Source organism: Pseudomonas sp., assembly GCF_036387035.1.
Lineage (GTDB): Bacteria > Pseudomonadota > Gammaproteobacteria > Pseudomonadales > Pseudomonadaceae > Aquipseudomonas.
The window spans coordinates 18,983-39,584 of the sequence record NZ_DASVUM010000170.1; the positions used below are offsets into that span (position 1 = coordinate 18,983).

At 60.4% G+C, this 20,602-nt stretch carries 21 protein-coding genes and 1 pseudogene; 12 read left to right on the forward strand and 10 right to left on the reverse strand.

Going from position 1 to position 20,602, the window contains the following annotated elements; translation table 11 throughout:
• The first annotated feature begins 116 nt into the window (after positions 1-116).
• From VF672_RS16430 to VF672_RS16460, 7 genes are all read left to right on the forward strand, one after another.
• Positions 117-1,400 (forward strand): FAD-binding oxidoreductase, encoded by a 1,284-nt coding sequence (locus VF672_RS16430; RefSeq protein ID WP_331105625.1) that lies wholly within the window; start codon positions 117-119, stop codon positions 1,398-1,400.
• Between the two features lie 359 nt (positions 1,401-1,759).
• Positions 1,760-2,896 carry an ABC transporter substrate-binding protein gene (locus VF672_RS16435; RefSeq protein WP_122625637.1) on the forward strand — a complete coding sequence of 379 codons (1,137 nt, stop codon included), beginning with the start codon at positions 1,760-1,762 and terminating at the stop codon, positions 2,894-2,896.
• A 185-nt stretch (positions 2,897-3,081) separates the two neighbouring features.
• Positions 3,082-3,996, forward strand: coding sequence for an ABC transporter permease subunit (locus tag VF672_RS16440; protein WP_037015668.1), 915 nt, complete (start codon positions 3,082-3,084; stop codon positions 3,994-3,996).
• Positions 3,997-3,998: 2 nt separating this feature from the next.
• Positions 3,999-5,294: a high-affinity branched-chain amino acid ABC transporter permease LivM gene (livM, locus tag VF672_RS16445; RefSeq protein ID WP_331105626.1), complete on the forward strand. Its 1,296-nt coding sequence runs from the start codon at positions 3,999-4,001 to the stop codon at positions 5,292-5,294.
• Positions 5,294-6,169 carry an ABC transporter ATP-binding protein gene (locus VF672_RS16450; protein WP_331105627.1) on the forward strand — a complete coding sequence of 292 codons (876 nt, stop codon included), beginning with the start codon at positions 5,294-5,296 and terminating at the stop codon, positions 6,167-6,169. The genes livM and VF672_RS16450 overlap by 1 nt, the downstream gene beginning before the upstream one ends.
• Positions 6,166-6,882: an ABC transporter ATP-binding protein gene (locus VF672_RS16455; RefSeq protein WP_074891389.1), complete on the forward strand. Its 717-nt coding sequence runs from the start codon at positions 6,166-6,168 to the stop codon at positions 6,880-6,882. The genes VF672_RS16450 and VF672_RS16455 overlap by 4 nt, the downstream gene beginning before the upstream one ends.
• 771 nt (positions 6,883-7,653) lie before the next feature.
• Positions 7,654-8,424, forward strand: a complete 771-nt coding sequence (locus tag VF672_RS16460; RefSeq protein ID WP_331105628.1) for an SDR family oxidoreductase — start codon at positions 7,654-7,656, stop codon at positions 8,422-8,424.
• Between the two features lie 264 nt (positions 8,425-8,688).
• Here the strand turns inward: VF672_RS16460 and VF672_RS16465 are convergent, their stop codons facing one another.
• From VF672_RS16465 to VF672_RS16495, 7 genes are all read right to left on the reverse strand, one after another.
• On the reverse strand, positions 8,689-9,825 hold the full coding sequence (locus VF672_RS16465) for an AGE family epimerase/isomerase (protein WP_331105629.1): 1,137 nt from the start codon (positions 9,823-9,825) through the stop codon (positions 8,689-8,691).
• Between the two features lie 107 nt (positions 9,826-9,932).
• Positions 9,933-10,505 carry a HupE/UreJ family protein gene (locus VF672_RS16470; protein WP_331105630.1) on the reverse strand — a complete coding sequence of 191 codons (573 nt, stop codon included), beginning with the start codon at positions 10,503-10,505 and terminating at the stop codon, positions 9,933-9,935.
• A gap of 34 nt (positions 10,506-10,539) precedes the next feature.
• Positions 10,540-11,154 carry an urease accessory protein UreG gene (gene ureG / locus VF672_RS16475; RefSeq protein ID WP_331105631.1) on the reverse strand — a complete coding sequence of 205 codons (615 nt, stop codon included), beginning with the start codon at positions 11,152-11,154 and terminating at the stop codon, positions 10,540-10,542.
• A gap of 58 nt (positions 11,155-11,212) precedes the next feature.
• On the reverse strand, positions 11,213-11,887 hold the full coding sequence (locus tag VF672_RS16480; protein ID WP_331105632.1) for an urease accessory protein UreF: 675 nt from the start codon (positions 11,885-11,887) through the stop codon (positions 11,213-11,215).
• Positions 11,884-12,384, reverse strand: coding sequence for an urease accessory protein UreE (gene ureE / locus VF672_RS16485; protein ID WP_331105633.1), 501 nt, complete (start codon positions 12,382-12,384; stop codon positions 11,884-11,886). The genes VF672_RS16480 and ureE overlap by 4 nt, the downstream gene beginning before the upstream one ends.
• 181 nt (positions 12,385-12,565) lie before the next feature.
• On the reverse strand, positions 12,566-13,198 hold the full coding sequence (locus VF672_RS16490; protein WP_331105634.1) for a TetR family transcriptional regulator: 633 nt from the start codon (positions 13,196-13,198) through the stop codon (positions 12,566-12,568).
• Between the two features lie 131 nt (positions 13,199-13,329).
• Entirely contained in the window at positions 13,330-13,665 is a 336-nt protein-coding gene (locus VF672_RS16495) for a hypothetical protein (protein WP_331105635.1), read from the reverse strand.
• Positions 13,666-13,867: 202 nt separating this feature from the next.
• Between VF672_RS16495 and VF672_RS16500 the strand changes: the two genes are divergently transcribed.
• Entirely contained in the window at positions 13,868-15,937 is a 2,070-nt protein-coding gene (locus VF672_RS16500) for an AsmA family protein (protein WP_331105636.1), read from the forward strand.
• Positions 15,938-16,047: 110 nt separating this feature from the next.
• Here VF672_RS16500 and VF672_RS16505 read toward each other — a convergent pair whose 3' ends face one another.
• Positions 16,048-16,581: a ferritin-like domain-containing protein gene (locus VF672_RS16505; RefSeq protein WP_331105637.1), complete on the reverse strand. Its 534-nt coding sequence runs from the start codon at positions 16,579-16,581 to the stop codon at positions 16,048-16,050.
• A gap of 272 nt (positions 16,582-16,853) precedes the next feature.
• Positions 16,854-17,192, reverse strand: a complete 339-nt coding sequence (gene osmE, locus VF672_RS16510) for an osmotically-inducible lipoprotein OsmE (RefSeq protein WP_331105638.1) — start codon at positions 17,190-17,192, stop codon at positions 16,854-16,856.
• A 199-nt stretch (positions 17,193-17,391) separates the two neighbouring features.
• On the opposite strand from osmE, the gene VF672_RS16515 reads away from it, so the two are divergent.
• Both VF672_RS16515 and VF672_RS16520 read left to right on the forward strand, forming a co-directional pair.
• The gene (locus VF672_RS16515; RefSeq protein WP_331105639.1) at positions 17,392-18,282 is read left to right on the forward strand and encodes a triacylglycerol lipase; all 891 of its coding nucleotides are present in this window, start codon (positions 17,392-17,394) and stop codon (positions 18,280-18,282) included.
• A gap of 59 nt (positions 18,283-18,341) precedes the next feature.
• Positions 18,342-18,578 carry a hypothetical protein gene (locus VF672_RS16520; protein WP_331105640.1) on the forward strand — a complete coding sequence of 79 codons (237 nt, stop codon included), beginning with the start codon at positions 18,342-18,344 and terminating at the stop codon, positions 18,576-18,578.
• Positions 18,579-18,603: 25 nt separating this feature from the next.
• Here VF672_RS16520 and VF672_RS16525 read toward each other — a convergent pair whose 3' ends face one another.
• The gene (locus tag VF672_RS16525; protein WP_331105641.1) at positions 18,604-19,488 is read right to left on the reverse strand and encodes a DMT family transporter; all 885 of its coding nucleotides are present in this window, start codon (positions 19,486-19,488) and stop codon (positions 18,604-18,606) included.
• Between the two features lie 150 nt (positions 19,489-19,638).
• On the opposite strand from VF672_RS16525, the gene VF672_RS16530 reads away from it, so the two are divergent.
• On the forward strand, positions 19,639-19,929 hold the full coding sequence (locus tag VF672_RS16530; RefSeq protein WP_331105642.1) for a PsiF family protein: 291 nt from the start codon (positions 19,639-19,641) through the stop codon (positions 19,927-19,929).
• 188 nt (positions 19,930-20,117) lie between these two features.
• Positions 20,118-20,602 (forward strand): annotated as a pseudogene (locus VF672_RS16535) (hypothetical protein); the annotation flags it as partial.

Sequence of the window (20,602 nt, forward strand, 5' to 3'; positions counted from 1 at the left end):
CGATCGCGGGACAAGCCACGCTCCTACAGGTTCAAGCCACCCGCGCGCACCGATGCAGTACCACGCGGAGCGTGGGAATGATCAATGGTCCGGCTGTCTCTCTCCGAGGTTTTGCGATGCCGCTACGCGAAGAATGTCTGTGGGAAACGCTGACGCCGCAACGGCCGGAAGCACCCGTGTTGAACGGGGAAGTGACGGTCGATGTGTGCGTCATCGGCGCTGGGATTACGGGTTTGTCGGCGGCCATTCATTTGCTTGAGCAGGGCAAGACGGTCGCAGTCGTTGAAGCCCATCGCACCGGACAGGGCGGGTCGGGCCGGAACGTAGGACTGGTTAATGCCGGACTGTGGATTCCTCCCGACGACATTGAAGCCGGGTTCGGCGAGGCAATTGGCAGCCAGCTCAATACCATGCTGGGCAATGCACCGTCGCTGGTGTTCAGCCTCATCGAAAAGTACGGCATCGAGTGCCAGGCGACGCGCAAAGGTACGCTGCACATGGCGCACAACGGCAAGGGCGAGCTGGACCTGCGCAGCCGGGAAGCACAGTGGAAGCGACGCGGCGCTCCCGTGGAGTTGCTCACGGGCAAGGCTCGTCAGGCGGCGACCGGCACCACTCAAATCACTTCCGCGTTACTTGATCACCGTGCCGGCACCATCAATCCCATGGCCTACACCAGCGGACTGGCGGCCGCCGTCACCGAACGGGGTGGCCAGCGCTTCGATCACTCGCCCGTCAAACGTCTTGAGCGTCAAGGCTCGCGCTGGTGCGTGATCACTGAAAACGGCGCGGTGCTCGCCGAGCAAGTCGTCATCGCGTCCAACGCTTACACCGAGGGCGAGTGGACGGACCTCCGGCGCAACTTCTTTCCCGGTTACTACTATCAAGTGGCTTCGGCGCCGCTGACCGAAGACGCTGCGCAACAAATCCTGCCGGGCGGGCAGGGCTCCTGGGATACGCGGCAGGTCCTGAGCAGCATTCGTCGCGATGCCGACGGTCGGCTGTTGCTGGGCAGTCTGGGCAATGGCAATCAGAAGCCGGGCTGGTTTCTGAAGGCGTGGGCGGATCGCGTCCAACAGCACTATTTCCCCTACCTCAAGCCGGTTGATTGGGAATGCACCTGGACCGGTTGCATCGCCTTCACGCCCGATCATCTGCTGCGGATGTTCGAGCCTGCACCAGGACTGGTCGCAGTGACGGGTTTTAACGGGCGCGGCAATACCACCGGCACAGTCGTCGGCAAGGCCTTTGCCGATTATCTGTGCACCGGGAACGCGAGCGTGCTGCCTATCCCCTTTGCGCCGATGCGTCCGCTGACGGGCGTCGGAGTGCGCAGCGCTTTGTATGAGGCTGGCTTTTCGCTATACCATGCGGGTCAATGCCTCAGAATTGTCATCTGAGAAGAAATTTCTGTCATAAAACAACGCTTTTCCCCTCATCCACTACCCTCAAATGGTGCGTCCCGTAGCGGACCCGCACCGACGGTGTGCAGTTCGGTGACGCACGCTGTAACAACAGGGTTGTACAGGCGCGCGCTGCGCGGTTGCGCACCTGGCTCCGAAGGGTTGCTCTTTTAAAGTCGCGAGGTTGCACCTCGCGCGGTTTAGACGGTTGCACGCCCTGTGAAAAAGGGCAGAAATCAGTCGCATAAGAACAAAAACGACGGCTTTTTCCAGAATAAAAAACCGATGGCACGCCACTTGCTCGCAGCAGCTCTGTGGTCGCAGTGCTAATTAAAAAAACCTAGGAGCACCAACTCATGTCGCAGACGTTCTACAGGAAAGGCTTTCTGGCACTCGCGGTGGCTACTGCCATGGGTGCGGCTTCATTCGCGCAGGCAGCCGACATCAAGATTGGCGTTGCGGGCCCGATGACCGGCGCCAATGCCTCATTCGGCGAGCAGTACATGAAAGGTGCTCAAGCAGCTGCCGATGCCATCAACGCTGCGGGCGGCGTCAACGGCGATAAAATCGTCTTGACCGCCTACGACGATGCTTGCGAACCGAAACAGGCCGTTGCCGTTGCCAACAAGGCGGCGTCTGACAAAGTCGCTGGCGTTGTCGGTCACTTCTGCTCCTCCTCGACCATCCCGGCATCGGAAGTCTATGACGAAGCCGGCATCATCGCGATCACCCCAGGCTCCACCAACCCAACCGTCACCGAGCGTGGCCTGAGCGCCATGTTCCGTATGTGCGGTCGTGACGATCAGCAAGGCATCGTGGCCGGCGACTACATCGTCGACGTGCTCAAGGGCAAAAAGATCGCCGTCATCAACGACAAAGACACCTACGGCAAAGGCCTGGCCGACGCCACCGCCAAGCAGCTGACTGCACGCGGCGTGAAGCCTGTGCTGGAAGAGGGGCTTACCCGCGGCGAGAAAGATTTCAGCGCGCTGGTTACCAAGATCCGCTCCGTTGGCGCCGACGTCGTCTACTTCGGCGGCCTGCACCCGGAAGCTGGTCCACTGGTTCGCCAACTGCGTGAGCAAGGCCTCAAAGACGTCAAGTTCATGTCCGACGACGGTGTCGTGACTGACGAACTGGTGACCACCGCGGGCGGCGCGCAATACGTCGATGGCGTGTACATGACCTTCGGCGCCGACCCGCGCATGCTGCCAGACAGTAAGGCTGTGGTTGAGCAGTTCCGCAAATCCGGCTATGAGCCAGAAGGCTACACCCTCTACGCATACGCTTCGGTTCAGGCCTTGGCTGCCGGCTTCAACGGCGCCAAGTCGAACAAAGGCGAAGACGCTGCCAAGTTCCTCAAGGCTCACCCTGTCAAAACCGTCATGGGCGAGAAAGCCTGGGACACCAAGGGCGACCTGAAAGTCTCTGACTACGTGGTTTACCAGTGGGACAAGGACGGCAAATACCACCAGCTCGAAAAGCAGAAGTGAGTTGAGCGCTTAGTCGGATCGGCTGTTTCCCGGGGGTGAGCCGGGAAACAGCCTGATCCGGTAATCGGCGTTGTCTGACGGCGGCGCCGGATTTCTTCTGTTGCCACTGTGTGCGCCGCTCTATTCCTCACGAGGGACTGGTCGCCGCGCCCCAGGTTGGCCTTTCAAGTTCGTGAGCGTGCGTGATGGACGGTATTTTCCTGCAGCAAATGGTCAACGGCCTGACACTGGGCTCGGTTTATGGCCTGATCGCCATCGGTTACACGATGGTCTACGGCATCATCGGCATGATCAACTTCGCCCACGGCGACGTGTACATGATCTCCGCCTACCTCGCCGCCATCGGCCTGGCCGTGCTGTCGTTTTTCGGCGTTGAGTCGTTCCCCTTTCTGATTCTCGGCACACTGATCTTCACCATCGTGGTGACCGGTGTGTACGGCTTCGTCATCGAGCGAGTGGCGTACAAACCGCTGCGCAACTCGACCCGTCTGGCGCCGCTGATCAGTGCGATCGGCATCTCCCTGATTCTGCAGAACTACGCGCAGATTGCTCAGGGCCCGCGCCAGCAAGGCGTACCGACCCTGCTCGAAGGCGCCATGCGCTTCGATGTCGGCAGCGGTTTCGTACAGATCACCTACACCAAGATCTTCATCCTGATCGCCGCGTTCGTCGGCATGGGTGTTTTGACCTACATCATCAAGTACACCAAGCTGGGCCGGATGTGCCGTGCCACGCAGCAGGACCGCAAGATGGCGTCGATTCTGGGCATCAACACCGACCGCGTGATTTCCTACGTGTTTGTGATTGGTGCGGCCATGGCGGCCCTGGCTGGCGTGCTGATCACCATGAACTACGGCACGTTCGACTTCTTCGCCGGGTTCGTTATCGGCATCAAGGCGTTCACTGCGGCGGTATTGGGCGGCATCGGTTCGTTGCCAGGCGCCATGCTCGGCGGGCTGATCCTGGGGGTTGCCGAGTCGCAGTTCTCCGGTCTGATCAACTCCGACTACAAAGATGTGTTCAGTTTCGGCCTGCTGGTAGTGATTCTGATCTTCCGTCCCCAAGGCCTGCTGGGTCGCCCACTCGTGGCGAAGGTATAACCATGTCTGCACCTACTAAACCCATCGATATCAAACAAAGCCTGATCGACGCGGTGATCGCCGGGCTGCTTGCGCTGATCGTGTTCGGCCCGATTGTCGGCATCGTGCTGGACGGCTATGGCTTCAACCTGCAGCCAGGGCGCGTTGCCGTGCTGGTCGGCGTGGTCGTTGTCGGCCGTTTCTTCATGAGCCTGTTTCTGCAAACGCCGAAAGGCGTGAGCATCGCCCAGAGCTTCGAAAGCTCAGGCTCCGGCGTGCATGTGCTGCCTCCGGGCTACAAGACCCGCCTGCGATTCATCATTCCGCTGATGATTCTGATCGCGGTGATCTTCCCGGTCTTCGCCGACAAGTACGTGCTGACCGTGGTGATCCTCGGGCTGATCTATGTGCTGCTGGGTCTGGGACTGAACATCGTGGTCGGCCTCGCCGGTCTGCTTGATCTGGGGTACGTGGCCTTTTATGCGATTGGCGCTTACGGTCTGGCGCTCGGCTACCAGTACCTGGGCCTGGGGTTCTGGTCAGCCTTGCCGTTGGCCGCAATTGCGGCGGCACTTGCCGGCTGCATCCTGGGGTTCCCTGTACTTCGCATGCATGGGGACTACCTGGCGATCGTAACGCTGGGCTTCGGCGAGATCATTCGTCTGGTGCTCAATAACTGGCTGTCGTTCACCGGCGGACCGAACGGCGTGGCGGTGCCTTCGCCGACCTTCTTCGGCCTGGAATTCGGACGTCGCGCCAAAGACGGCGGCATCCCGATTCACGAGTACTTCGGCTTCGAATACAACCCGGACCTGAAATTCATCTTCATCTACACCGTGCTGTTTTTGGTGGTGCTGGCAGTGCTGTACGTCAAACACCGCCTAACCCGCATGCCAGTCGGCCGGGCGTGGGAAGCGCTGCGCGAAGATGAGATCGCCTGCCGTTCAATGGGCCTGAACCACGTGCTGGTCAAGCTTTCTGCTTTCACCATCGGCGCCTCGACGGCCGGTCTGGCCGGGGTGTTCTTCGCCAGCTATCAAGGCTTTGTCAACCCGACCTCGTTCACCTTCTTCGAGTCGGCGCTGATTCTCGCCATCGTCGTGCTCGGCGGCATGGGGTCGACCGTCGGCGTGGTTATTGCGGCGTTTGTGCTGACCGTCGCGCCGGAGCTGCTGCGCAGCTTCGCTGAGTACCGCGTGCTGCTGTTCGGCATCCTCATGGTGCTGATGATGATCTGGCGTCCGCGTGGGCTGATCCGCATCAGCCGTACGGGCGTGCAGCCACGCAAAGGCGTGCTGGCCAAAGTGGAGGGCGCGTAATGAGCGAAGAAATCGTTCTGTCCGTTGAAAACCTGATGATGCACTTCGGTGGCATCAAGGCCCTCAGCGACGTCAGCCTGCAAGTGCGGCGCAACTCGATTTTCGCCCTGATCGGCCCGAATGGCGCAGGCAAGACCACCGTGTTCAACTGCCTGACCGGCTTTTATAGAGCCACCGGCGGGCGCATCGAGCTCAACGCGCGGGGCAAGAAAACCAACGTCATCCAGCTGCTGGGCGAGCAGTTTCGCGCCACCGACTTCGCTTCGCCGAAGCGCTTTGGCAGCCGGCTCTACTACAAAATGTTTGGCGGCACGCATCTGGTGAACCGCGCGGGGCTTGCGCGGACCTTCCAGAACATTCGTCTGTTCAAGGAAATGTCCGTCGTCGAGAACCTGCTGGTCGCCCAGCACATGTGGGTCAACCGCAACATGCTGGCCGGCATCCTGAACACCAAGGCTTACCGCAAGGCCGAAGACGATGCCATGAACACCGCGTTCTACTGGCTCGAAGTGGTGGATCTGGTGGACTGCGCCAACCGTCTGGCCGGCGAGCTTTCCTACGGCCAGCAGCGCCGTCTGGAGATCGCCCGTGCGATGTGCACGCGGCCGCAGGTTATCTGTCTGGACGAACCGGCCGCCGGCTTGAACCCTCAGGAAACCGAGGCGTTGAGCGGCATGATCCGGCACCTGCGCGACGATCACGACATGACCATCGTGCTGATCGAGCACGACATGGGCATGGTGATGGGCATTTCCGACGACATTGTCGTGCTCGACCACGGCAACGTGATCGCCAGAGGCAAACCGGAGCAGATCCGCAACGATCCGAAAGTGATTGCCGCGTACCTGGGCGCTGATGAAGAGGAGTTGGTATGAGTAAGCCGATCCTCGAATTGAAAGAGATCGACGTGTACTACGGGCCGATTCAAGCCCTGAAGAAAGTCTCGATGCACATTGATGAAGGCGAGACGGTCAGCCTGATCGGCTCCAACGGCGCCGGGAAATCCACGCTGTTGATGTCGATCTTCGGCCAGCCACGCGCTGCCAGCGGCCAGATCATCTATCAGGGCACTGACATTACCCACAAGTCGTCGCACTACATCGCGTCCAACGGCATCGCTCAGTCGCCGGAAGGTCGCCGGGTGTTCCCGGACATGTCGGTGGAAGAGAACCTGATGATGGGCACCATCCCCATCGGCGACAAGCATGCCGGCGAAGACATGCAGCGCATGTTCGAGATGTTCCCGCGGCTCAAGGAACGTCGCAATCAGCGCGCAATGACCATGTCCGGCGGCGAGCAGCAAATGCTCGCCATCGCGCGGGCATTGATGAGCCGTCCGAAGTTGCTGCTGCTGGACGAGCCGAGCCTCGGTCTGGCGCCGATCATCGTCAAACAGATCTTCGCGACGCTGCGTGAGCTGGCGCAAACCGGCATGACCATCTTCCTGGTCGAGCAGAACGCCAACCATGCGCTGAAGCTGTCAGACCGTGCCTACGTGATGGTCAACGGCGAGATTCGTCTGACCGGCACGGGTAAGGAATTGCTCACCAACGAGGAGGTCAGGAACGCCTATCTGGGCGGGCACTGATCCATCACCGACGTCGTATAAACAAGCCCCGGGCGGATGACGCCCGGGGCTTTTTTATGGCGAACCCAGATTGTGGAAAACATTTTTTGGACGTTCTTGAAACGCGACATATAGCCGCTGCAAATCGCTGTTTTGTCACGCTTTTGACTTGTTCAGTTTTACTGTGGAGGTGACTGTGAATAAGTTGGGAGCAGCTGGCTGTAAGCCTTTATTTACGTGGCCTGCAGCCATCTGATCAATATTTGATCAGATGTTTCGGCCGGCATTTTGGTGAGGTTTGTCAACGTTGTTGTGGCTGGTTTTTTATACAGTCTTTATGCAGTGGCTGCCTGTGGATAAGTCTGTGTGCAACCGTTGGAAAGAGTGCCGTAGATAGCGCAATCTCTGGTCTCGGGGGCGCATTCCTGTCCAGACGACCAAGTCCTCACTAAATCGGACGCAGATGGCTAATGGCCGGTCAAGCAAAAAAATCGTCTGAGTGGCCTGTACGCCTCGTATGCCGGGAGTTCCGGGCGAGATGAGTTGCCCCCAGAAATGCTATGCCTGACTGTGGATAAGGTGGGTAAAAGTGCCCGCAGGCCTTGCTCCATAAGGGTTTGAGTAAGTTGGATGTTTTTTGTACAGCACGGCGGCAATGTCACGATGTGGATGATGGTGCTTGATCCATCCCGGTATGCGCGGGCATTCTCCAGAACCTTCTTGCACGCAACGCTGCTTGCGTGACATTCCCGCTTGGCTTGATAAGCCCGCATCGTTAGTCAGGAGAAAGAAATGACCTCTACCGTATTCATCACCGGGGCCACTTCCGGGTTTGGCGAAGCCTGCGCCCGTCGTTTTGCCGAGGCTGGCTGGTCGCTGGTGTTGACCGGTCGCCGTGAAGACCGCTTGCAGGCGCTGAGCGCTGAATTGTCGAAACAGACCAAGGTGCACACCCTGACGCTGGACGTACGCGATCGTGCTGGCGTGGAGAGCGCTGTGGAAAGCCTGCCGCCTGAGTTCGCGAAGATTCGTGGCCTGATCAACAATGCTGGTTTGGCGCTGGGCATTGATCCTGCGCCCAAGTGCGATCTGGATGACTGGGACACCATGATCGACACCAACGTCAAAGGGCTGGTCTACACGACGCGTACGCTGCTTTCGCGTCTGATCGCTTACGGCCGCGGTGCCAGTATCGTCAACCTCGGCTCGGTGGCCGGCAACTACCCGTACCCAGGCGGCAATGTGTACGGCGGCACCAAGGCCTTTGTCGGTCAGTTCTCGCTGAACCTGCGCAATGACCTGGTAGGCACCGGCGTACGCGTAACCAACCTTGAGCCGGGTCTGTGCGAGAGTGAATTCTCGCTGGTGCGTTTTGGTGGCGATCAGGCCAAGTACGATGCCACCTACGCAGGTGCCGAGCCCATCCAGCCGCAAGACATTGCCGACACGATCTTTTGGATCATGAACACACCGGCGCACGTCAATGTGAACAGCCTCGAATTGATGCCCGTCAGCCAGACCTGGGCCGGGTTTGCGATTGATCGCAGTCGTGGCGAGAAGTAAGTCGTTCTGATGATCCTTCCCACGCTCTGCGTGGGAACGCGCTCACTGACGCTCCGCGTCGCCCACCGCTGGACGCGGCGCGTCCGGTGATGCATCCCCACGCAGTGCGTGGGGACGATCATTACGCCGAAGCTATAGAAGCCGGCTTGCTGGGGAGCCGGGGTTGTTAGAGGCACAAATGTCACTGACCCACCGCTTTCGCCAGCAATCCGGCTCAGGGGCGAAGTCAGCGTCGTACGGGTGGCGTCCCAAGGCCGGGGTGCGTCAGGCTTTAAAATACTCGGCTAGGCCGATGTAACAGGTCGCCAGGTGATACGGCGTGGTCGATGGCATGTCGCTGCGGCTGATCTGCCCCTGGCTGTCCAGGCATTCGTTCCAGCCGTTGGGGTGCAGGAACTGCGCTTGCAGCGCTTTGAGCTGACGGGCGAGCAAGTGCTCGCCATCAGGCCGCAACGTTAATGCACGCAGGTACTCGGCCTGAGCCCAGATGCGTTGCGTGCCGTCTTTCACCGAACCGTCCACTTCCAGCATCGCCGCGACCGCGCCAGTGGTCTGGTCGACGCCCTGTGCCTCAGCGTGGGCGAACGCAGTCTGCAGCGAGCGATACAGCGGCGTGCCCCGCAGACGCGCGGAAGACGCCAGCAAATAGAACCATTCAAACTGGTGACCCGGCTCGGACCAGTTATCCACAGCGTCCAGCGGTTTCTCGAGCATGACGCCGTGCTCGACATCGACAAAACGCCGCTGCATCGCTTCCACCAAGGCATCCAGCGCCCTAAGGGTGTCAGCGTCATCGCGCACGGCCAGGGTGCCGAGAAACGCTTCGGCGAGGTGCATCAGCGGGTTTTGAAGTGGGCCGGCGCTCAGCGAAGACCAATCCTCGGCAAGCACGGATTCATACAAACCATCGCCATCGGCAAAGCGTTCGGCGACTACGTTCAGTGCGGCATTGAGCACGGACTCCACCAGTGGCTCACGGACTTTGCCCCAGTAATGGGCGCAGGCGAAGACGATGAACGCGTGGGTGTAGAGGTCCTTGCGGCGGTCCAGCGGCGCGCCCTGTGCATCGATGCTGTAGAACCAGCCGCCATGTTCGGCATCGTGAAAGTGCTGCTGCAACGAACGAAACAGCGCCGCCGCACGGGTGGATGCTTCGGGTACGTCGGGATGGTCAATGAGGCTGGAAAACAGAAACAGCTGACGGGCGCAGGCCATGGCCCGGTAGCGCTGTGGCGGCAGAGGCCGATGCTGAGCGTCGACCGCCTCGAACGGCAGCGCCATCTCTGCACTCCATCCCGGACCTTGCCACAGCGGCACAACCACACGCATGAAGTGCTGCTGCACCTCGGTGAACACAGCGGACAGTTCGGACTTGGGGGAGGAGAGGGAAGCGTCAGGCATTGGATGGCGTCACGACAGGATCAAAGTGCGCGACATGGTAGCAGGAGGTGACGTTGGCGGGGCAGCGAGGATCGATTGATCACCGCTGTGCCCGCCAGGCGTGTCATCTACCCTGCGAACAACCAGACGCCAGTCGCCGCCGACAGCGCGCCCGCCACACGAACAATCGGCGCCGCCGCCGTGGGCAGCAAGCGCACCACGGCATAACCCGCCGCGTGCAGCGCCGCCGTCGCGCCGACAAAGCCCAAGGCGTAGCCCCAGGGGCTCGACATCTCTGGCAGCTCAAGGCCATGGGCCACGCCGTGGAACAGCGCAAACAGCGCGGTTGCTGCCACCGCTACGAACAACGGCGGACGTACGGCGAGCGCGACCGCAAGGCCCAGTGCAAACACCGATGCCGCGATGCCGCTCTCCAGCGCAGGCAACCTCAGACCTTCGAACCCGAGCAAACCACCGATGAGCATGGTGCCGACGAACGTGCATGGCAGGGCCCAGCGCGCGGTGCCTTTTTGTTGTGCCGCCCAGAGCCCGACGGCAATCATTGCCAGCAGGTGATCAACGCCGCCGAGTGGATGGCTGATGCCCGCCACCAGACCGGTTTCATCATGGCCTGGGTGGGCGAAAGCCAGCGCCGGAACCAGCAGCAGCGCGAGCGCGCCGAATACTTTTGTGCTGTTCATGTGTGAATTCCTTGAGTCCCTTGGTGAATGAAAATCAGGCGGCGCTCAGCAAACCCTGGCGCTCGATGAACGCAACGATCTGCTCCAGGCCATGACCGGTTTTCTGATTGCTGAACACGAACGGCTTGTCACCGCGCATCTTCTTCGTATCGCGGTCCATCATCTCCAGCGATGCACCCACCAGCGGCGCGAGATCAATCTTGTTGATCACCAGCAGGTCGGATTTGCAGATGCCGGGGCCGCCCTTGCGCGGCAGCTTGTCGCCGGCCGACACGTCGATCACGTAAATGGTGAGGTCCGACAGCTCTGGACTGAAGGTCGCGGACAGGTTGTCGCCCCCCGACTCGACAATGATCAGATCCAGCCCCTCGAAACGACGATTGAGCTGGTCGACGGCTTCCAGATTGATCGATGCGTCTTCGCGAATCGCCGTGTGCGGGCAACCGCCGGTCTCGACGCCAATGATGCGCTCTGGCGCCAGGGCTTCGTTGCGCACCAGGAAGTCAGCGTCTTCGCGGGTGTAAATGTCGTTGGTGACCACTGCCAGGTTGTAGCGGTCGCGCAGGGCCAGGCACAGCGCGAGCGTCAGCGCGGTTTTGCCGGAACCGACCGGACCGCCGATGCCGACGCGCAAGGGTTGGCTGTTCATTCATTCTCTCCGTTGAGCATGGTGTGCGGTTCGAGGAACTGCGGTAGTTGCAGCAACCTCATGATCGGAACAGGCGGCTGTACTGCCGCTCATGGTTCATGCTCGCCAGCGCCAGACCCAATGGCGCGCTGCCGATGTGTGCAGGGTCAAGTGCTGTCGCGTGCTGCTGGGCGTTCTGCAGCAGTGGCAGTAATTCACTGGTCAAGCGTTGGGCGGCTTGTTGGCCCAGCGGCAGGGTTTTCATCAATACCGCCAATTGGTTTTCCAGCCAGCTCCAGAGCCAGGCGGCGAGTGCGTCCTGAGGATTGATCTGCCAGGCACGCGCGGCCAGTGCCCAACCCAGTGCCAGATGCGGCTCGCCGACCCGTTGCAGGACATCTCGCGCAGGCTGATCCATTTCCGGCAAGCCGTTGAGCAACTGCTGCAGCGAATAGCCCATTTGCCGGCTTTCCAGGTGCAGTTCACGGGTTTCGCGGCTGGCGCGATGTTGTGCGCTCAATTGCAGCAACGTCGTCCAGTCGTCATCCGCCGCTGCCGTGCAATGCGCCAGCAACAGCGGTGCTTCGAACCGCGCAAGATTGAGCAGCAACTGGTCGCCAATCCAGCGGGCGGCGCTGGCCGAATCGTGAACGGTCGATTGCTCGACCGCCATTTCCAGACCTTGGGAATAGCTGTAGCCGCCGATCGGCAATTGCGGGCTGGCCAGACGCAGCAGCGCCCAGGCGGCGTTCACGTGCGAGCGCCGAACTGATGGATGCGCGGCGCGTAATTGAAGTCTTCCTCACCGGCGCGCGAGTGGTGGTGGCCACCGCCATAGGCACCGTGTTCAGGCTGGAAGGGCGCTTCGAGGGATACGGTGGTGGCACCCAGCTGATCGAGCATGGCTTTGAGCACATAGTCGTCGAGCAGCCGCAGCCAACCGTCGCCCACCTGCAACGCCACGTGGCGGTTGCCCAGGTGATACGCGGCGCGGGTCAGTTCGAAGGCGTTGCTGCACGTCACGTGCATCAGTTGTTCGGGCCGCGCGCAGACGCGCACGATGCGGCCGTCTTCAGCCTTTAGGAAATCGCCGTCACGCAGCGGCGGCTGACCTCGTTCCAGAAACAGCCCGACGTCTTCACCTTCGGCACTGAAACAGCGCAACCGGCTTTTGCTCCGCGCCTCGAAAATCAAATGCAGCTCTGCGGCCCATTCAGCCTGAGGTTCGACCCGTTGATGAATCACCAGCATCAGAAAGCTTCCAGCAATGTGCGATGCGAGGACTAGAGCAAGTGGCTTGCCAACAGGAGGGACGGACGGAAATTGCCTGAATACGGTGCAGGCACCGAATCATTGGTTGCGGATATGCACATTGCTGGTGCGCTAACCGGGATGGCGCGCCGAGTTGGTGCGCCATGAGGCTGTGGCTCAATTACTCGGTACTGCCCAATCCCTGCCAGCGCTTGGCGCCTATGAAGATGAAGCGCAGCTGCTGGGTGATTTTCGCCCGTGGGGTGAGGTGTGCAGCCAGTGCCGGGGGCGGCGGGTCGATGAGCTCGGGGAGCATCGCGAACACGCTCTTCACGACCAGGTCGGCCATGACGGAGAGGTCGTCGGTGTTGAGGTGCTGGAATTTCGGCATCGACGCCAGATCGGTCGCGAGGTCGGCGATGATGCCTTCACGCAGGCCGCCCAGTGCCTGACGGACTTTCAGCGAGCCGCCGTACTGCTCGCGCGCCAGAAACAGAAACTGCGAGCGGTTGGCGGCCACGACACCCAGGAATATGCGGATGGACGCGTCGATGATGCCGCTGTCGATGTTGTCGTTGTGGCGCACGCGTCGGATGGTTTCGCGGAAGGTCTGGCCGACTTCGCTGACCAGCGCCAGGCCCAGATGGTCCATGTCATCGAAATGCCGATAGAAACCGGTGGGCACGATGCCGGCGGTTTTCGCCACCTCGCGCAGGCTCAGACTGCCGAAGCCGCGTCCGCTCTCCATCAGGGCCCGGGCTGCATCAAGCAGGGCATGGCGGGTCTGCTGTTTTTGTTCGGCGCGGGGCAGCATGGGGCGTGTATCTGATTGAAAGGGTAGGCCGCAACTCTAGCAAATGCGTTTGCGTGGCGTCGAACCCGGTTTTTCCTCGGGCATTAAAAAGCCCGGCTATCAGCCAGGCTTTTCAACATTCATGCAGTCTTTCAGGAAACGCGCTGATACTGCTGAATCAGCCGATCCGGGCCGTTGTCAGCAACGCGCTGGTATTGGTTTATCAACCGATCCGGGCCGTCTTGCGCAAGGGTCGGCATACCGGACGGCTGCGTCGTCTTCACTTCGCCGAGTACTGCTTGTTCGCTGGCAGGCATCGCGAACGCGCTCGAGGCGAGCAGGGAAAGGGTGAGGGCAATCAATTGGCGTTTCATGGACGGGTGCTCAGGTGTAAAGGGTGGTGTGAACCTGTTGGCGATTTTACCGCTGCTCTGTCGATAAAGAAGTTCAGCGAGCTGATGGTGACCATCGACAGAAATGATGCGCACCTCGACGCCTTGCCCGGCGGGCTTCTCAGCGCATTTCAGGTCTGTCGCCGGGCCCGGCTAGACGTACGGTATCTACGGACCGTGGAACTTTTCTGACAGCGAATACAGATTCAATCAAACCGAAGCGGGATTTCTCAGTCGAACCGTTACGACGTACGAGATGCGCCCTGGACGGCGCTTCGGTTTTTGGGGAGACAACGCAATGACGCGAGGCCGTAAAATCTTTGCCTGGACAGCCACCATTCTGGTGCTGTTGCTGGTGATTCTGATCATTGTGATTGCGACGTTCGACTGGAACCGGCTCAAGCCGACCATCAACGAAAAGGTGTCCGCAGAACTGCATCGTCCCTTTGCCATCAACGGCAATCTGGCCGTGAGCTGGCACCGTGAGCCCGATGAAGGCGGCTGGCGGGCCTGGGTTCCATGGCCGCACATGTCGGCCGAAGACATCGCGCTAGGTAACCCGGAGTGGTCGAAGACGCCGCAAATGGTCACGCTCAAGCGCGTCGAACTGCGCCTGTCGCCCTTGCCGCTGCTGGCCCAGCGTGTGGTCATCCCACGCATCAACCTGACCGAGCCCAATGCGAAGATCGAGCGTCTGGCCGATGGCCGCGCCAACTGGGTATTTGATCTGCCCAAGAGCGATCCGAACGCCAAGCCGTCGAACTGGGTGGTGGACATCGGCTCGATCGGCTTTGATAAAGGCTTCGTGAGCTACAACGACCAGAAGATCAATACGGCCGTCGATGTGGTGATTGATCTGCTGGGCAAGCCGATTCCCTACAGTGACATCGTGGGCAGCAGCGAGGCGAAGAAGGTCCAGGACAAGGGCGCTTCGGCACAGGATTACGCGTTCGGCTTCACCGCCAAAGGCCAGTATCACGGTCAGAAACTCAACGGCAGCGGCAAGGTGGGTGGGCTGCTGGCGTTGAAAGATGCGGCGATGCCATTTCCGGTGCAGGCCGATGTCAGTGCAGGCGCCTTGCGCGTGGCCGTTGCGGGCACCGTGACCGATCCGCAGAATCTCGGCGAGCTGGATCTGCGCCTGAAATTGTCCGGCGACAGCCTCAGCAACCTCTATGCGCTGACTGGCGTGACACTGCCGGATTCACCGCCCTACGCCACCGACGGCCGCCTGATCGCCAAACTCCACGACCCGGCCGGTGCGTCGTTCCAGTACAAGGGCTTCAACGGCAAGATCGGCGACAGCGATATCCATGGCGACCTCGGCTTTGTGGCCAGCGAACCGCGTCCCAAACTGACGGGCGCGCTGGTTTCCAATCAGCTGCTGATGGCTGACCTCAAACCGTTGATCGGTGCCGACTCCAATGCCGAGCAGAAGACCCGTGGCGGCGAGAGCAAACAGCCGACAGACAAGGTGCTACCGGTCGAGGAGTTCAAGACCGATCGCTGGGCCGCCATGGACGCCGACGTCGAGTTCACCGGCAAACGCATCGTGCAAAGCGCAGAGCTGCCGTTTACCGACCTCTACACCCACGTGGTGCTCAATGATGGCGTACTGAGCCTGCAACCGCTGCGTTTCGGTGTGGCGGGCGGCAAGCTTGACGCCGATATCAAGCTTAACGGCCATACCCAGCCGCTTGAGGGCCGCGCCAAATTGTCAGCGCGTGGCTTCAAGCTCAAGCAGCTGTTCCCCACCTTCGAACCGATGAAGACCAGCTTTGGCGAGCTTAACGGTGATGCGGACCTCAGTGGCCGGGGTAATTCGGTGGCAGCGTTGCTGGGCACCTCCAATGGCGAGCTGAAGATGCTGGTCAATGACGGCGCCGTCAGCCGTGGCCTGATGGAAATTGCCGGGCTGAATGTCGGTAATTACGTGGTGGGCAGGCTGTTCGGTGACAAGGACGTGAAGATCAACTGCGCGGCTTCGGATGTGAGCTTCAAGGACGGTCTGGCGAGCACCAAGGTGTTCGTGTTCGACACCGAGAACGCAATCATCTACGTCGATGGTACGGCGAACATGAAGACCGAACAGCTGGACATGAAGATCACGCCGGAATCGAAAGGCTTCCGGGTCTTCTCCCTGCGTTCGCCTCTGTATGTGCGCGGACCTTTCAGCAAGCCAAATGCGGGTGTTGAGTCAGGTCCGCTGTTGTTGCGCGGTGCGGGCATGGTGCTGTTGGGTGCGGCAGTAGGGCCGGCGGCGGGATTGCTGGCGCTGGTAGCACCGAGCAGCGGGGACGCGCCTAACCAGTGCGCTCCATTGCTGGAGCAGATGCGTTCGGGCAAGGCGCCGAAGACGGTGAAGTAGGTTCGGCACAGGACTCTGCGCTGTGCTCACTTCCGCGTTCGCCCCGCCTGAACATCACGCACAAAAAAGCCAGGGCATGTGCCCTGGCTTTTTGCACTGCGTGCTGCGTATCAGAGGCCGTCCAGCAGGTCGGCCATGTCGTCGGCGTGCTCTTCTTCCTGAGCCAGGATGTCTTCAAAGATGCGGCGGGTGGTCGGGTCCTGATCGCCGATGTACTGAATGATTTCGCGGTAGCTGTCGATCGCGATGCGCTCGGCCACCAAGTCTTCAGTGATCATCTCTTTCAGCGTGTTGCCGGCCACGTACTGCGCGTGGGAATTTCTGCTCAGCAGATCCGGGTTGAATTCCGGCTCGCCGCCCAACTGGACAATGCGCTCGGCCAGCTTGTCAGCGTGTTCGAGTTCTTGATTGGCGTGTTCCAGAAATTCATCGGCAGCGGCGTGAGACTTGATGCCCTTGGCCATGAAGTAATGGCGCTTGTAGCGAAGGGTGCAGACCAGTTCGGTCGCCAGCGACGCGTTCAGCAGGCGCAGGACCTCTTCACGGTCAGCACCGTAGCTTTCGGTCACGGCGCCATTCTCAACGTTTTGGCGCGCGCGCTCTCGCAACGTGGCGACGTCGGTCATCGGGTGAAGATTGGTCATCAGGTTTCTCCAGGGCTTTTCGGTTTTTTTCCGTCTCGCTCTGTTGCGCCATGCGTGAAGCGGGCGCCCGGCAGGATCGGGTCACAAGGTGTGAGTGGCAAGCGCTGGCAAAAGTTTGATTTTGTTTCAGGTCTTTTCAATGCGGGGGGCGTTGCGAGGTAAGCGTGCTTCAGAAGGGATCATGCGCAATCACAGCAGTGTCAGGGCATCTTGCGATGCCCTGACACTAGTGATCCCGAGCGTGATCACCCATTCAAGCGAATAGCGTCAGATCACATGGCGCGTTCGTTGGCGTCACGCTGTTCGCAGGTCATGAAGCCCTTGCTGTTGACGCGGCCATTGTTGTCGAAGGTGACGTAGTAAGCCTGCTGGTGGCCTTCGCGGTTCAGCACATAGTTGTTGCAAGTGCCTGGGTGGGCGCGACGCTGGACGGTCGTCGATGGCGTGCCGCCGATGGTCAGGACTTGATCCTTGGTCATGCCTTCTTCAACTTGCTTGACCAGCGGCTCATTGCGATAGGTCGCGTAGTCAACCGGGTTCGGCAGGGTGGTCGATGCGCAACCAGCCAGTGCGGCCATGGAAATCACTACTGCCAGGGATTGCTTGAACATTCGAATCGCTCCGCGAAAAAGGCCATTGTTGGCCCATTGCTGTTAGGAGCGTTGCAGAGGCAAAAGAGTTCGATCAAATTGATGGCGAAGGGGCATTACCCGGTTTGTCATGGTTCAAGGTCATGGTTCATGAATGTTTACCGGATACCGTGACCCGATTGCCGTTGATCAACCACGCCCGCTCAGGAAGCGCTTATTCATGCCCCACGAACAGGCCACGCTTTACCCCATCGTCCTGGTGCCGGGCTTGATGGGTTTCGTGAAACTGGTCGTCTACCCGTATTGGTTCGGCATCGTGCCTGCACTGCGCCGGGGCGGCGCGCAGGTGATCCCGGTCATGGTCTCGGCGGTGAATTCCACGGAAATCCGCGGCGAACAACTGTTGGCGCGGGTCGAGGAAATCCTCAAAGAGACCGGCGCTGCCAAGGTCAATCTGATCGGCCACAGTCAGGGTGCGCTGACCATTCGGTACGTGGCCGGCGTGCGCCCGGACCTTGTCGCATCGGTCACCTCCGTTGCCGGGCCTAACCATGGCTCCGAACTGGCGGACTACCTGGAAGAGCATTTCCCGCCCCACACCATGAAGGGCCGTGTGGTCAACGGAGCAGTTCGTCTCACCACCCTCATCACCGGCCTGCTCGACACCGGATATCGCGGCACGCGACTGCCCGTGGATGTCGACGCGGCGCACCATTCGCTGACCACCCGCGGGGTGGCGCGATTCAATCAGTTGTTTCCTCAAGGGTTGCCCGAACACTGGGGCGGGCAGGGGGCTGAGGAGGTCAACGGCGTGCGCTACTACTCATGGTCCGGGACGCTGCAACCCGGGCGCACCGACCGTGGCCGAAACGTCTTTGATACCTCTAATCTCGCCTGCCGAATATTTGCTCGCACGTTCACGAAAGAGCGAGGTCAATCTGATGGCATGGTCGGGAGATGCAGTTCTCACCTGGGCACCGTCATAGGTGATGACTACCCGCTCGACCATTTCGACATCGTCAACCAGCACTTCGGGCTGGTGGGCAAGGGAGCCGATCCCGTGGGGTTGTTCCTCGAACATGCCGCGCGTCTCAAAGCCGCCGGTCTTTGACTTATTTGGCCGTAGTTTCGTGATCAGTCGACCCTTGAGGTCGCGTAGGAAGTGATGCGATGAGCGATAAAGAGCTGTATGAAATTGAGTACACGCTGGCCGGTGAGCACCATGTGGATCTGATCGAAAACCTCGACGTGCCGATCATCGAGGTCGTGCACGAGCTGGCGCTCAAGCACAACGTGGCCGTTGAAGACGACCCCCTGGATACGGGTGAAGACACCCTCGGTCTGCCCCATGTTCTGGGCATTACCGATGTGTCGATTCACGCTGCGCAGGAGCACGATAAGGCCTGATTGCCGGGCTCATCCGGCGGGCAAGTCAGCCGATTGAGGCCTTGCGCAGCGGTGTGGTCCAGCGTTCTGCCAGGATCACCCCGCCCAGCGTCAGGGCGCCGCCGATGAAGTGGTAAGACGCCAAATGCTCGCCCAGTGCAAGCGCGGCAATCAGCGCCGTCAAGATCGGCACCAGGTTGAAAAACAACGTGGTACGGCTTGGCCCGAGGATGGAGATGGCTTTCATCCACAGCAGCGGCGCCAGCATTGAAGTCGGAATGCAGGCATAGAGCACCAACGGAATGTTGCTCGCGCTCAGGCCCGTCTTCGGAGAAATAACGAACAGCGGAAGCAGCGCGATGATCGCCACGAGGATCTGCAGATAAAGCAGCTGCAACGGCGGCATCCTCAGCTGCCACTTCTTCAGCAGCGTGCTGTAGGTCGCATAGGCCAGCGTTGCAATAAGCATCATGACGTCGCCCACATTGATGCCATGGGCCACCAACACGCTCCAGCTTCCCTGCGACACCACCCACAACACCCCCGCAAATGACACGCACGCGCCGGCCAGCGCACCTGCGGTCAGCCGAGTGCCGAGGCTGGCGATTGACATGCCCAGGGTCATCACCGGCACCAGCGACAGGATGATGCCCATGTTCGTGGCCGTCGTGATGTTCGCCGCGTAATACGCCAGGCTCTGGTAAATCGCCATGCCCAATACGCCCAGCACCACGACCTTGCCCATGATGGGCCTGATCTGCGCCCGGTTGCGTAGCACGGGGCCGAGCAGAAAAGGTGTGAACAGCAGCCCCGCCAGCAACCAGCGATAAAAGCCGATTTCGGCCGGGAAGATACGTCCGGCGGCTGCTTTGGTGATGACGTTGTTGCCCGCCCAGATCATGACGGTGAGCAGTGGATAGAGGTATTGCATGACCGACCCGGCGGCTGAATGAGGCGCCATTATCGGCCTGTCAGGCCGCACGTCCAGCGCACGCTGCGCTTTTGCAGAAATATGCAGCAACATTCTTTGGCTACACTGCTCCGCAAGCCATGCAGTGCGTGGCACTTCCGGAGAAAGCCGATGACGACGCTGCGTGTTCCTCTGCTGGTGATGGGACTGCTGTTGAGTGCCCAGGGTTTTGCCGCCACCGCGCAACAAAACAAAATGACCACCTGCAACGCCGATGCCTCGGCGAAATTTCTGAAGGGCGATGAACGCAAGGCGTTCATGAGCACCTGTCTGAAGGCCGCGCCGGCCGCTGCGGCCACCCAGCAGGAGAAGATGAAAACCTGCAACGCCACGGCCGGTACCCAGGCCCTGAAAGGCGATGCTCGCAAAGCTTTCATGAGCGACTGTCTTAAAAAGAAATAATTTTTCGAGCCGATGGCGTGCGTCGGAATACGGCGCCACCCCCTGCACTTTCTGCGATTGCAGCCGATGACTCGGTTTGCAATCGCAGCCTCTTCACGCTCGAGCCCTCAAGGGCTTTCGCGTCGCTGGTTCTCCACTCAGAACGCTGGCAGACTGCCCATCCTTCACGCCGCTCGTTTTGAGGCTGTATGCCAACGTTTACGCCCCGTCAAGTCTATCTGGCCAGTTGCATTCTCGTGTTCGGCGGGCTGCTGCTGGTGCTGCCGCTCAACCTTCTGCCCAGTCTGTTGGCGGGTTTGCTGGTGTATGAACTGGTCGACATGCTCACGCCGCAGTTGCAGCGGCTGATTGCCGGCGAGCGTGCGCGGTGGTTGGCAGTGGCGTTGCTGGGCACGCTGGTGGTGACGGTGCTGGCGCTGCTATTCGCCGGCGCGATCAGTTTTCTGCTGCACGAGGCAGAAAACCCTGGCGCGTCACTGGATAAATTCATGATTCTGGTAGACCGCGCCCGCGGTCAGTTGCCGCCTTTCATCGACAACTACCTGCCGGCCAGTGCCACCGAGTTTCAAGTGTCGCTCAGCGCCTGGCTGACCAAGCACCTGGGCGAGCTGCAACTGCTCGGCAAAGGCGCGGCGCACATGTTCGTCACCTTGCTGATCGGCATGGTGCTCGG